Source organism: Mesorhizobium sp. M1295, from assembly GCF_040318135.1.
Classification (GTDB): domain Bacteria; phylum Pseudomonadota; class Alphaproteobacteria; order Rhizobiales; family Rhizobiaceae; genus Mesorhizobium.
On sequence record NZ_JAMYLU010000009.1, the window covers coordinates 211,739 to 224,847 of the forward strand.

Sequence of the window (13,109 nt, forward strand, 5' to 3'; positions counted from 1 at the left end):
GGCCGTCACATGGTAGAGCTTTACGGCAAGACGCTGTCGCGCCGGCAGGTCTCGGAACGCTCGGGCATGCTGTCGCAGTTCGCCGGCGTGCGACTGATGACGCTTGGCGACGGCGTCGAGCGCGGCATCCGCATGCTCGAATTCCGCACCGGCTCGGGCCTGCGCTTCACCGCGCTGGTCGACCGGGCGCTCGATATCGCCGATTGCGACTTCAAGGGCCAGGCGATCGGCTGGCATTCGCCGAGCGGCTTTCGCAATCCCGGCCTGCACGAGTATGAAGGCGAGGACGGGCTGGCCTGGGCGCGGTCGTTTTCCGGCCTTCTACTGACCTGCGGCCTCGACCATATATTGTTCATGAACGAGGTACCCGCCGACACCTACAACTATCCGCCGAAGAAGACGGTGCGCCATTCGCTGCATGGCCGCATCAGCACCATCCCGGCGCGGCTGAGTGGCTACGGCGAGACCTGGGACGGCGACCGCTGCGTGTTGTGGGCCGAAGGCATCGTCCAGCAATCGACTGTATTCGGCGAGGATCTGCATCTATTGCGGCGGATCGAGGCCGATGTCGGCGGCAACGAGATCCGGCTTTCGGACCGTGTCGTCAATCACGGTTTCAACCGAACACCGCATATGTTCTTCTACCACATCAATGTCAGCCATCCGGTGCTTGACGAGGGCGCGCGCTATCTGGCGCCGATAAGGGATGTCGTTTGGGCCGGGCATGCCGGCGAGCGTTATGAGGCGCAAAAGGTCGGCTATCGCACGGTCCCGGCGCCGCAGCCGCGTTTCAGCGAACAGGTCTGGCAGCACGAGCTCGGCGCTGGCAGCACCGGCGAAGTCCCGGTGGCGGTGGTCAACGATAGGCTCGGCCTCGGGTTCGAGGTGGTCACGCGCAAGGACCAATTGCCCTGCACCTACCAATGGCAGAATTTCCAGGCTGGACAGTACGCGCTTGGCATCGAGCCGTCGACGCATCATGTGCTGGGAAATCTGGCGGCGCGCGAACGCGGCGAGATGATCTGGCTGGAGCACGGCGAGAGCCGCTCGTACGATGCGGTGTTCCGGGTTCTCGACGGCGCCGGCGAGATCGCCGCCGCCGAGAGCCGGATCGCGGCAATCGCCAGGCAGCCGCAGCAGGATTATCCCCAGCCGTCGGGCCGTTTTCCTGTTCTTGGAGGCAGGTCGTGATAATGGCTAGGACGATACGAGACACCAGTTGGGAGGCTGGTCCCGGCCGGAGCGGGGAGGGTTCGCGGCCGAGCTGGAATTGGAGGTCACAATGGCTGGCACGGTAAAGCGCGATTACAGCCTGGTCGGCGAAAGCACGCGCAGGGCGATCGAGACGGGACTGGCCTCGGCGGAGTGGTACCACACCGATGTCCCCCGCAAGGCGATCAAGGAGTTGATGCAGCGCTCAGACGGCCCGGCGATCCGCGACACGATCATCTGGATCATCGCCATCCTCGGCTCCGCCGCCGGCGCCATCTATTTCTGGGGCACCTGGTGGTGCGTGCCGTTCTTCTTCGTCTACGGCGTGCTCTACGGCTCCTCCAGCGACTCGCGTTGGCACGAATGCGGCCATGGCACTGCCTTCCGCACGCGCTGGATGAACGATGTCGTCTACCAGATCGCCAGCTTCATGCTGATGCGCAATCCGGTGACCTGGCGCTGGAGCCATGCCCGGCACCATACAGACACGATCATCGTCGGCCGCGACGCCGAGATCGCCGTGATGCGCCCGCCGGACCTGCTGCGTGCCGCGCTGGCTTTCACCGGCATCCTCGATTTTCGCTATTCGCTTCCGGCGCTGGTACGCCAGGCGTTCGGCAAGCTGACGCCCGACGAGAAAAGCTACGTTCCCGAGATGGAACAGCACAAGGCCGTCATCGCGGCGCGCTGGCATATCGCGATCTACATCGCGACGATCGCGCTCGCCGTGTTCATGCGGTCGTGGATACCGGTGGTGCTCATCGGCGTGCCGCGCCTCTACGGCACCTGGCACATGGTGCTGACCGGCCTGCTGCAGCATGTCGGTCTGGCCGACAACGTCGTCGACCACCGGCTCAACACCAGGACCGTGTACATGAATCCGATCAGCCGGTTCATCTACTGGAACATGAACTACCACGTCGAGCATCACATGTTCCCGATGGTACCGTATCACGCGCTGCCCAGGCTGCATGAACTGATCAAGCACGATCTGCCCGAGGCGAACCCGTCGATATGGCATGCCTATCGCGAGGTCTGGCCGGTCCTGCTCAGGCAGCTCAAATACGAGGATTATTTCCTTAAGCGCGAACTGCCGCCAACGGCACGGCCCTATCGTGGCGAGTTCCACGAAGTGAACATGTCGGCAGCGGCTGAGTAGGCACTGCACGAGCGCAACGCAGAAATTTCAGGAGAAGCAGAGATGGCCGATTGGGTCGAAGCGTGCGCCGTGGACGATGTCGAAGAGGAAGATGTCATCCGCTTCGACCATGGCGGCCGCACCTTCGCGATCTACCGTTCGCCGGACGATGAATTCTTCGCCACCGACGGGTTTTGTACGCATGAACAGGCTCATCTGGCCGACGGGCTTGTCATGGACGACATCATCGAATGCCCCAAGCACAATGGCCGCTTCAATTACAAGACCGGCCAGGCGAAGGGCGCTCCCGTTTGCGTCAATCTCGCGACCTATCCAGTCAAGGTCGAAGCTGGCAAGGTGATGATCCAGATCGCCTGACCGGCCTTCTGTCACGTAGCAAAGGGGACCAAAATCCATGAGCCGGAAAAGACCGACCGTCGCCGACCTGCGCGCCATGAAGGGCAAGCGGCAGCTGACCATGCTGCGCGTGCTGACGATGGACGAGGCCGAGGCCGCCGAACGCGCCCGCGTCGATATCGTCTCGGTGCCGCCGGAGCTGGTGCTCAATCCGCAATACCGCGATGCGGCACCCAGCCTGTTCACCATGCCGGGCGAGAATTTCTTCGAGATCGGCACCGCGGATGATTTTGTCCGCTGGGCGTTCCGGCTCTACAAGGCCAGCGCCGATGCGGTCTATTGCAGCGCCGGCTACGCCACCATCAAACGGATGGCCGACGATGCAATTCCGGTGATCGGGCATGTCGGCCTCATCCCGTCACGCGCCACCTGGACCGGCGGCTTCAAGGCCGTCGGCAAGACCGCCGATACCGCCATGCAGGTGTTCGAGGCGGTGAAGCAACTGGAGGCCGCCGGCGCGATCGGCGCCGAGATCGAGGTGGTGCCAGTCGAGGTGGCCAAGGCGATTTCGGAACGCACTTCGCTGATCATGCTATCGATGGGGGCGGGCACCGGCTGCGATGCGCAATACCTGTTCGCAGACGATATCCTCGGCCAGAACCGTGGCCACATGCCGCGCCATTCCAAGGTCTATCGCAACTTCGCCGCCGAATACGACCGCCTGCAGGCCGAACGCATCGCCGCCTTTTCCGAATATGTCGCTGATGTGAACAGTATGGCGTATCCCGAAGACAGGCACGTCGTGCACATGGATCCGGACCAGCTCAGCCTGTTCCTGGAGAAGATCGAAGCCGCATGAGACACACCGGCAACAGCGCGAAGCGCCATCGCGGATCGTAAAAACTCCGGTTCGGCGGCAGGGCCAGGTCATCGCATAGCCGGCTGCGATGTCACACGAAAGTTTGTTGGTCCATGTCTGGACGGCATCGGCCAAATGCAGTTGAAACCGGTGCGTCATCGGTTTTGCCGGACATTTGTGCGGTTGCCGATGAGGCGGGAGAAGATTCCCCTTCGGACAGTTCTGCGCATGACCGCCATTCCCGAAAACAAAGCCTTACCCGAAACCGCGCCGGCGGCGCGGCAAGCCCGGCGGGTGGCGCTGATCGTCGCCGTCGCCTTCTTCATGCAGCTTCTGGATTCGACCATCATCTCGACATCGCTGCCGCAGATGGGAGAATCCTTCGGCGTGCCGGCGGTGGCGATGAGCATCGGCATCACCGTTTATATGCTGACCATGGCGGTGTTCGTGCCGCTGTCCGGCTGGCTCGCGGACCGGTTCGGCGCGCGCAACATCTTCCTCGTGGCGATCGCCCTGTTCACGCTGGCCTCGCTCGCCTGCGGCATTTCGCAGAACCTGGCCGAATTCGTTGCCGCGCGCGCGGTGCAGGGCGTGGGCAGCGCGCTGATGACGCCGGTCGGCCGCATCCTGGTGCTGCGCAATGCGCCGAAGTCCGAGCTTCTCAATGCTACGGCGCTGATCACCTGGCCGGCGCTGTTTGCGCCGGTGGTCGGGCCGGTGCTTGGCGGCTTCATCACCACCTATGTCTCCTGGCACTGGAATTTCTTCATCAACATTCCCCTTGGGGTCGTCGGTTTGGCGCTGGTCGCCCGCTTCATTCCCGGCGACCGCGAAGCCGGGGCCAAGCCGCTCGACTGGCCGGGCTTCCTGCTGACCTCGGTGGGGCTCGCCGCGATGCTCTATGGCCTCGAGCGCATCGCGCATCCGGAAGAGGGTGCCTTGCCGACCGTGGCACTGCTCGCCACGGGCATTTTGGTCGGCTGGCTGGCGGTGCGGCATCTGCGACGCGCCAACCATCCGCTGCTTGATCTCACAGCTTTCAAGGTGCAGACCTTTGCCATCTCGACGCTGTCGGCCGGCACGATTTTCCGCATCGCCATCAACGCCACGCCGTTCCTGCTGCCGCTTTGGTTCCAGGTTGGCTTCGGCCTGAGCCCGGTCGATGCTGGCATGATGGTCCTGGCCTATTTCCTCGGCAATCTCGGTATGAAGGCGGTGACGACGCCGACGCTGAGGCGGTTCGGCTTCCGTTCGGTGCTGATCGTCAACGGAGTGATCGCCTCTTTGTCGATCATGGCCTGCGCGGCGCTTACGCCGCAGACGCCGAAAGCGTTGGTGGTGGTGCTGATGCTGATCGCCGGACTGTCGCGTTCGATGCAGTTCACCGCGCTCAACACACTGGCCTTCGCCGATGTGGCCTCACCGCAGCGTAGCTCGGCGGCGACGTTGTCCAGCATGCTGCAGCAGGTGGCGATGCTGTTCGGCGTGGCGGTCGCGGCGGCGCTGCTCAACCTGTCGCAGATCGCCAGGGGCGCTGCGGCGCTCGATCTCGTCGACTTCCGACTTGCCTTCCTGGCGATCGGCGCAATCGGGCTCGTCGCCTCGTTCCGCTTTCTGGCGTTGCCGAAGGCCGCCGGCGCCGAGGTCTCGGGCCATGTTTTGCGGATTTGACGCAGAAGCTGCGCGGCGAGCGCGGACATAAATTCTGCCTGCTCCGCTCGTCCGGGAGCAAACCTTTGCCAGCGCTTCGATCGGCACGATCAATTGCAAAAGTGCTTGAGTTCCAGGCATTGCGCCAGCCTCGCAATCGGTGCGTCCAACCGCGGAATTTCCTCGCAAGCCGGCCTGCAATGCGCGGATTCATTTGACGGATTGGTCTTGAGCCGATTAGCTTTCGTTCCGATGGCCGCAGAGGGAGCAGGGCGTAGCCATCGCGGGTGAAAGCGGGCAATGAACGCGACCGGCTGGCTAAACTGGAGAAGCCTGAACCAGGAGGGCATTGTCTTTGCCATCGCGGTCGTGCTGTTCATTGCCGCCGCCATCGGACTGCCTGGTTTTATCAACTCGAACAATCTTGTTGCCATCGTGCGCTCGGTCTCGGTGCTGGGCATATTGGCGCTCGGCATGGCGGTCGTCATTATCGGCAGGGGCATCGATCTGTCGGCGGTGGCGATCATGGCGATGTCGGTCGCTTGGTATCTGCAATTGCTGAGTTCGGGAATGTCCGACGGGCTGGCCTTCGCCTATGTGCTCGCCGGCGTTCTCGCCATCGGGCTTTTGAACGGCATTTTGGTCGCCTACGCCGAGGTTCCGGCGATCTTCGTGACGCTGGCGACCGCGTCCTTCGTCTTCGGCTATGTGCGCTCACAATTGATCACACAGGACGCCGTGCCGGTGCCGCCCGGCCATTGGGTCGAGCTTCTGGGCGGGCTTCGGTTCCTCGACATCCCGGTCGAGGTTTTTGTCTTCGCCGGGCTGGCTTTCGCCTTTTTCCTGTTCCTGCGCTACACCAAATGGGGCCGCTACGTCTATTTCGCCGGCGACAACCCGGTTGCGGCGCGCAATATCGGCATTCCAGTGCGCCCGATGCTGGTGCTGCGCTACGTGTTGTCGGCCTTGGTCTCGCTGATTGCCGGCTTGCTCACCGCCGCCAGCCTGCATTCGATCAACACCCGCATCGTCAATTCCACGCTGCTCTACGACATCGTGCTGGTGGCGGTGATCGGCGGCATCGGTCTGTCGGGCGGGCGGGGCGGGGTGCGCAACGTGCTGGTGGGTGCCGCGCTGATCGGCATCCTGCTCAACGCGATGACCATCATCGACATTCCGCTGCTCTATCAGAACCTGATCAAGGCCGCGATCCTGCTGGCGGCGATCATCGTCGATGGGTTCATCAATCCGCGCGACGAGCAGACCGCGCAGCAAGGCGACATCTAGACTGACGCGTACGGTTGGGGCCGACCGCGAACGACAATAACCAAACCAGAGGATGTGACATGAAAATCATCAGGACATTTATGGCCGCCGCGGCAGCGCTTGCCGTCTCCGCATTCGTGGCGCCAAGCTTTGCCGCCGAAGATCCGGGTCCGGGCGCCTATTCGCAAGCGCTCAAGGGCAAGCGTGTGATGCTGGTGCCGATGGCGATGGGCTTCGATCTGGCACAGGGCTGGGCGCATTACCTGAAGACCGAGGTCGAGGCCTGGGGCGGCGTGTTCGAGACGCGTGACCCGAACTGGGTGGTCGATGCCGGCGCGCAGGCGATAACCGACGCTATTTCGTCTGACACCAGGCCGGACGTGCTGATCATCCATTCGCCGGACCTCAACTCCTATGCCAAGCTGATGAAGAAGGCGCAGGCCGCCGGCACCTATGTCCTGCTGGTCGACAATCCGGCGAACTTCCCGGCCGATGCCTTTGTCGGCAGCGACTGGGATCGGCTCGGCCAGCTGGAAGCCGATGCGGCGATCAAGGGTTGTGGGCCGAACTCCTCCAAGAAGATCGGGCTGGTGCAGGGCGACCAGGCCAACTCGTCGAGCCTCTATCAATATGCCGGCATTATGAAGGTGCTGGACAAGAACCCCGACTTCAAAGTCGTGGCCAAGCCTGACTCGAACTGGGATGCGACGACCTCGCGCAACGTGACGACGACGATGCTGCAGCAGAACCCCGACATCTGCGCCATCATCGATTTCTGGGACGGCGACGCGACGGGCGCATCTGCTGCGATCCGCGATGCCAAGCTCGAGGGCAAAGTCTTTCTGGTCACCACCGGCGGCGGCGAAAAGACTGCCGACTGCGACAAGCTGCAGGACGGCACCTATGGCGCGGTGGTGATGACCGACCTTGCCCGCCAGTCGGGCGACATGAACGCCGTCATCAAGTTCCTGTTGCAGAGTGGCCAGCCAGCCGGCACCTCGCACACCTACATCTACACGCTGGAGAAGGCGACGACCAAGGCCGACCTCAAGCCAGACAGCTGCTGGGACTTGAAAGCACTGCAAGCCCAAGCTGCGGCCAAGTAAACCGCGGGTCCGTTGCAAGCATCGACGAGGTGGCCGGACCTTGTTCGGCCGCCTCTTTCTCTCTTGAGTGGCAGCAGCAACCGATGTCCTTTCGCGAACGCCTTCAATCCTGGCGCTACAATCTCGTGCCCGACCACCTTGTCGGCGAGATCCTAAGCAAACGCTGGACTGATAACGCCATTCCGTTCCTGGCGCTGGTGGCGACGCTCAGCGTGTTCGGTTCGATCATTCCCGGCTTCTTCAAGCCGATGTCGCTGCAGGAATCGACCCGCCAGCTCGGCGAATTTTCGCTGGTCGTCACCGGCATGACGGTGGTCATGCTCGGCGGCGGCATCGACCTTTCGGTCGGCTCGATCTTCGCGCTGTCCTGCTTTTCCGCCGTGTTCGTCTTTTTCATCCTCGAACAATCGGTATGGCTGGCGCTGGCCGCCTCGATCGCCACCGGGCTGCTGTTCGGCGCGATCAATGGTTATCTGATCGGCTATTTCAGGCTGCGCGCTTTCCTGACGACACTGGTCACCTTCATCTTCGGGCGGGCGCTGTTCGACATATTGGTCACCACCTATGCCGCCGACGTCCAGCTTTCCGATGCCACATCGGATGTGCTGGACTTCATCGGCGACGATACCTTCTGGGGCCTTTCGGTTGCGGTGTGGGCGGCGATTATCCTGGCCATCATCACCCATGTCGCGCTGACGCGCTCGCGGCCCGGCTGGCATGTGCAGGCGGTGGGCGGGTCGCGGCGATCGGCCCACAATGCCGGCATCCGCGTGCGCCGCACCGTGTTCATGACCTATGTGTTCTCCGGCTTCTGCGCCTCGCTCGGCGGCTTCCTCATCGCCTGCCGGCTGAGCGGGGCAGGGCCGGGCACAGGGCTCAATCTCGAGGTCATGGCTTTGACAGCAGCGGTCGTCGGCGGCGTCAGCCTGGGCGGCGGCCGCGGTTCGGTGATCAAGGGGCTGATGGGCGCGATCATCGTGCTGACGATGACCAACGGGCTGATCCGGCTGGGCTATGGCACCGGCACCAACCAGATGGTGTTGGGCATCATGCTGGCCGTGGCGGTCACCATCGACATTCGCTGGCTGAAGAACCGCCACAAGGTGCTGGACGAGGTCTATGTCGCACCGGTCTATTTGAAGATGGGGGCAACGCAGTCGGCCGCACCGGGCTCCGGCACGCCTTACGAGCTCGACAATCGCCTATCGGAGGCCGACCATATCGGGCTTGGCGAGCTGGAAGGGCCGGAAGACGTCATCCTCGACCGCGACGACCATCTCTATTGCGGCACCAGGCATGGCGAGATCGTCCGTTTCTTTGCGCCGGACTACAAACACTCGGAGGTCTTTGCCCATATTGGCGGCTTTCCGCTCGGCCTGGCCTTCGACAACACAGGCAATCTGATCAGCTGCGTCGGCGCCATGGGCCTTTATTCGGTCTCGCCGGAGCGCGAGGTAAAGCGGCTATCGGCGGAAACGTCGCGCTCCTGGACTTCGATCGTCGACGATGCGCGGCTGCGAGACCCCAATGACTGCGATATCGCGCCGGACGGCCGCATCTACTTCACCGATTCCACCAAGCGCTATGACGCGCACGACTGGGCGCTGGACTCGATCGAGAACCGCGCCACCGGGCGGCTGCTCGTCTATGACCCGAAGGACGGTTCGACGAAGACGTTGCTGGACGGCTACCGCTACACCAACGGCGTGTGCATGGCGCATGACGGCAAGTCGCTGTTCTTTGCCGAAAGCTGGGCCTGCCGCGTGCACCGCTACTGGCTGGAAGGGCCGAAAGCAGGCACCGCAGAATGCGTCATCCGCGACATGCCGGGCTACCCCGACAACGTCAACCGCGCCTCCGACGGCAACTACTGGATGGCCTGGCTTGGCATGCGCACGCCGAGCTTCGACCTGTCGCTGCGGCATCCCGACATGCGCAAGCGCATGACGCGCCGGCTGCCGCAGGACGAATGGCTGTTCCCCAACATCAACACCGGCGGTGTGGTGAAATTCAACGAGAAGGGCGGCATCGTCGAAGCGATGGGCGACCTGTCGGGCGCCGCGCATCCGATGGTCACCTCGATGCGCGAGCACAAGGGTTTTCTGTTCGTTGGCGGTATCCTCAACAACCGGATCGGCCGCTACCGGATTGCCGGTGCCGATCCGAACTGGACCAGCCCCGCTTCCTACTGGGGGGCGAAGGCATGATGCTGGACCCGATCCTCGACATCTTTCGCGGTAAGGCGGTGACCATCCCGCCGCTGGACGGTGCCTTCAGGCCCAATACGCTGCTGGACGATGCTGCGGCTTTTGTTGAACTGCCGGAGCCTGACAATCTGCTGATCGCTGACGGCCGGCTGCTGGCCTCCAGCGGCAATGTCGTCTACGCGGTCACCGCCGGTGCCGCGCCTGTTCTGGTCGAGACATTTCCGGCCGCGGTTACCGCGCTCGCGCGCTCGCCCGCCGGCGAACTGACGGTTGGGCTCGAAAGCGGCAGGCTGTTGATCGCAGGCAAGGACGCTTCCCTGCCGGCCGAGATCCGCTGCATCACAGCGCTCGCCTACGCAGAAGATGGCACGCTTTGGCTGGCCAATGGCTCGGCCCACCACGCGCCGTCGCAATGGGCCGCGGATCTGATGAAGAGGGGCGCTTCCGGTTCGCTGTGGAAGCGCGATCCGGCAGGCAGCGAATTCCGCAAGCTCGCCGGTGACATCGCCTTTCCCTATGGGCTGCATTCAACCGGCAAGGATGTGCTGGTCAGCGAGAGCTGGCGACACCAACTCGTCCGCCTCGACGGCGCGACAGGCAGCCGCTCGACGCTGCTGGCGCATCTGCCCGGCTATCCCTCGCGCCTGTCGCCTGCCGCCGGTGGCGGTGCCTGGCTGGCGCTGTTTGCGCCCCGCAACCGTCTGATCGAATTCGTGCTGCAGGAAACGCACTATCGGAACGACATGCTGGCGCAAGTGTCGCCGCAACACTGGATCGCGCCAGCACTCGCCTCCAACCGCAGCTTCCTCGAGCCGCTGCAATGCGGCGGCATCCGCACCATGGGCATCCACAAGCCATGGTCGCCGAGTCGCTCCTACGGGCTGGTGGTCAGGCTCGATCGGGACATGCGGCCGCAGTACAGCCTGCACAGCCGCGCCAACGGCACGCGCCACGGAATCTGCAGCGTGGCGGAGAAAGACGGTCGCCTGTTCATTGCCTCGAAAGGCGGCGATTGCCTGCTGGCCATCGATCTGGCTTCAGGAGGGCATCGCTGATGGAACCGATCGTCCGCCTGGAGAACGTGACCAAGACCTATCGCGGTGTGCCCGCCGTGAAGAATGTCAGCTTCGAGCTGCGCAAGGGCGAGATCCACGCGCTGCTCGGCGAAAATGGCGCGGGAAAATCGACGCTGACCAAGATCATCGCCGGCGTCGTCGACGCGACATCGGGAAAGATGTTCCACAAGGGTCAGGAGATCGCCTACGCCTCGCCGCATGCGGCACTTGAAGCCGGCATCGCCATGGTGTTCCAGGAGACCAGCCTGGTGCCGTCGATGACGGTGGCGCAGAACCTCTATCTCGGCACCGAGAGCTTTCTCAACCGGCTGCGCGGCACCTACATCTCGGCGCAGCAGTTCCTGCAGTCGCTGAATTTTCCCGTCGACCCCAATGCCATGGTGGCGACGCTGGGCGCCGCCAAGCGGCAGATGGTCGAGATCGCGCGCGCCGTCCACCACAATGCGGAGATCATCATCTTCGACGAGCCGACGGCGACGCTGACGCCAGAGGAAAAGCGGCACTTCTTCGCGCTGATCCGCCGGCTTAAGGCAAGGGGCGTGTCGATCGTCTTCATCAGCCATGCGCTCGAGGAGGCGCTTGATATCGCCGACCGCATCACCATTCTGCGCGACGGCGAACTGGTGATCACCGACGACACAGCCGCCTTCGATCGCGACAGGGTCGTCGCCGCCATGGTCGGGCGCACGCTGTCGGGGCAGCTCTACAGCCAGCGCGACGAGGCCAAGCTGCGCAAGGCCGGCAAGAAGGTGCTGTCGGTGCAGGACATCTCGATGAGCAATGTCGTGCGCAACAATTCCTTCTCGATCTTCGAGGGCCAGATCACCGGGGTGTTCGGGCTGATCGGCTCGGGTCGCACCGAGACGTTCAAGATCGTTTCCGGCATCTACAAGCGCGACTTCCTGCGCGGCGGCACCATAGAGCTGGACGACCGGCCGGTGCGCTATCTCGTTCCGAGCGAGGCGGTGGCGGACGGCATCGTCTATGTCACCGAAGACCGCAAGAGCGAGGGGATTTTCGAGACCATGGACGTTGCCGAGAACCTGTTCGGCGGCTTTTTGGCGGCCGGGCGGGAAAAGGGCTGGGTGATCAATGCGCAGGAGATGCGGGCGCTGTCGGCCGAATGGACCAAGACGCTGAACGTCAAGGCGATCAACGACAATGCGCGGGTGGTCGAGCTCTCGGGCGGCAACCAGCAGAAGGTGGTGATCGGCAAGGGGCTGGTGCAGAAGCCGCGCATCGTCATCTTCGACGAGCCGACGCGCGGCGTCGATGTCGGTGCGATCGCCGAAATCCACCAGATCATCAACCGGCTGGCCGATGAGGGCCTGGCCGTCGTCGTCATCTCGTCCTACCTGCCGGAGATCATGAACCTGTCCGACCGCATCCTGGTCTGCCGGCAAGGCCGCATCGTCGAGGAGTTCTCGCCGGCCGAGGCGACGGAGGAGAAGATCATGTATGCGGCGGTTCATTAGGTTCCAGGCGATGCGTACTTCGACAATTGGCGGAGTCACCAGTCCATTCGTCATCGAGGGGCGAAGCAAGGAGCGCAGCGACGCGGCGCAGACCCCAGGATGACGACGGTGAGGGCCTCTGCATTTCCAGGGTTCTGGGCCGGCCTGCAAAACGTGAATCACCAGAGCAAGTTAGCCGCATTCGCTACCAAGCCGATTCAACGACCTCTCTCATCGATTCAAACCGAAAGGAGCCTGCCCATGGCCACCACAAGACTTCTGACCGATGCCGAGGTCGAGGCGATTCCCGCTGTGAAGGCCGTGTTCGACGACATCCGCGCGACGCGCAAATCCGATTTCGTCAATAATTTCTGGCGCGGGCTGGCCAATGATCCGGTCTCGCTGAAGCGGGTGTGGGAACAGCTCAAGGCGGTGATGGTCGCGGACAGCGTCATCGACCCGCTGACCAAGGAGATGATCTACATCGCCGTCTCGACAGCCAATGGCTGCTCCTATTGCGTTCACTCCCACACCGCCGCCGCCCGCGCCAAGGGCATGACCGAAGCGCAGCATGGCGAGCTGGTGTCGATCATCGGGCTGGCCGGGCAGACCAACCAGATGGTGACAGCGCTGCAGATTCCGGTCGATCCGGAGTTCGAGGTGAGGTGAGGTGCGGCGCCTTCCCTTCTCCCCTTGTGAGGCCTTTGCAGAGAAGGCGCATAGATATGCGATTTGAGGCATATATGCTTTTTTGAGCGTCGGAGAGCGCTGCTTGGCCGTTCAG

11 protein-coding genes are annotated in these 13,109 nt (G+C 63.2%); all 11 read left to right on the forward strand.

Translation table 11 applies throughout. The features are described from left to right. Positions 1-9 precede the first annotated feature (9 nt). The 11 genes from NKH29_RS15500 to NKH29_RS15550 all read left to right on the forward strand — a co-directional run bounded on the left by NKH29_RS15500 (position 10) and on the right by NKH29_RS15550 (position 12,994). Positions 10-1,191 carry an aldose 1-epimerase family protein gene (locus NKH29_RS15500; RefSeq protein WP_023721276.1) on the forward strand — a complete coding sequence of 394 codons (1,182 nt, stop codon included), beginning with the start codon at positions 10-12 and terminating at the stop codon, positions 1,189-1,191. A gap of 91 nt (positions 1,192-1,282) precedes the next feature. Beyond that, positions 1,283-2,371, forward strand: coding sequence for a fatty acid desaturase family protein (locus NKH29_RS15505; protein ID WP_353000053.1), 1,089 nt, complete (start codon positions 1,283-1,285; stop codon positions 2,369-2,371). Positions 2,372-2,413: 42 nt separating this feature from the next. After that, the gene (locus tag NKH29_RS15510; protein WP_352481591.1) at positions 2,414-2,728 is read left to right on the forward strand and encodes a MocE family 2Fe-2S type ferredoxin; all 315 of its coding nucleotides are present in this window, start codon (positions 2,414-2,416) and stop codon (positions 2,726-2,728) included. A gap of 37 nt (positions 2,729-2,765) precedes the next feature. Then, positions 2,766-3,566, forward strand: a complete 801-nt coding sequence (locus NKH29_RS15515; protein WP_353000055.1) for a 3-methyl-2-oxobutanoate hydroxymethyltransferase — start codon at positions 2,766-2,768, stop codon at positions 3,564-3,566. A gap of 228 nt (positions 3,567-3,794) precedes the next feature. Further along, the gene (locus tag NKH29_RS15520) at positions 3,795-5,237 is read left to right on the forward strand and encodes a DHA2 family efflux MFS transporter permease subunit (RefSeq protein ID WP_352547003.1); all 1,443 of its coding nucleotides are present in this window, start codon (positions 3,795-3,797) and stop codon (positions 5,235-5,237) included. A 279-nt stretch (positions 5,238-5,516) separates the two neighbouring features. Then, positions 5,517-6,503: an ABC transporter permease gene (locus NKH29_RS15525; RefSeq protein WP_023721272.1), complete on the forward strand. Its 987-nt coding sequence runs from the start codon at positions 5,517-5,519 to the stop codon at positions 6,501-6,503. A gap of 59 nt (positions 6,504-6,562) precedes the next feature. Then, complete coding sequence (locus tag NKH29_RS15530; protein WP_353000057.1) at positions 6,563-7,588, forward strand: sugar ABC transporter substrate-binding protein; 1,026 nt, start codon at positions 6,563-6,565, stop codon at positions 7,586-7,588. Between the two features lie 83 nt (positions 7,589-7,671). After that, positions 7,672-9,795 (forward strand): ABC transporter permease, encoded by a 2,124-nt coding sequence (locus NKH29_RS15535; protein ID WP_353000059.1) that lies wholly within the window; start codon positions 7,672-7,674, stop codon positions 9,793-9,795. Next, entirely contained in the window at positions 9,792-10,850 is a 1,059-nt protein-coding gene (locus tag NKH29_RS15540; protein ID WP_353000061.1) for an SMP-30/gluconolactonase/LRE family protein, read from the forward strand. The genes NKH29_RS15535 and NKH29_RS15540 overlap by 4 nt, the downstream gene beginning before the upstream one ends. Further along, a complete protein-coding gene (locus NKH29_RS15545) occupies positions 10,850-12,346 on the forward strand; it encodes a sugar ABC transporter ATP-binding protein (protein ID WP_353000063.1) in 1,497 nt (498 codons plus the stop codon). The genes NKH29_RS15540 and NKH29_RS15545 overlap by 1 nt, the downstream gene beginning before the upstream one ends. A 240-nt stretch (positions 12,347-12,586) precedes the next feature. Next, entirely contained in the window at positions 12,587-12,994 is a 408-nt protein-coding gene (locus NKH29_RS15550) for a carboxymuconolactone decarboxylase family protein (protein ID WP_352481584.1), read from the forward strand. Positions 12,995-13,109: the final 115 nt, after the last annotated feature.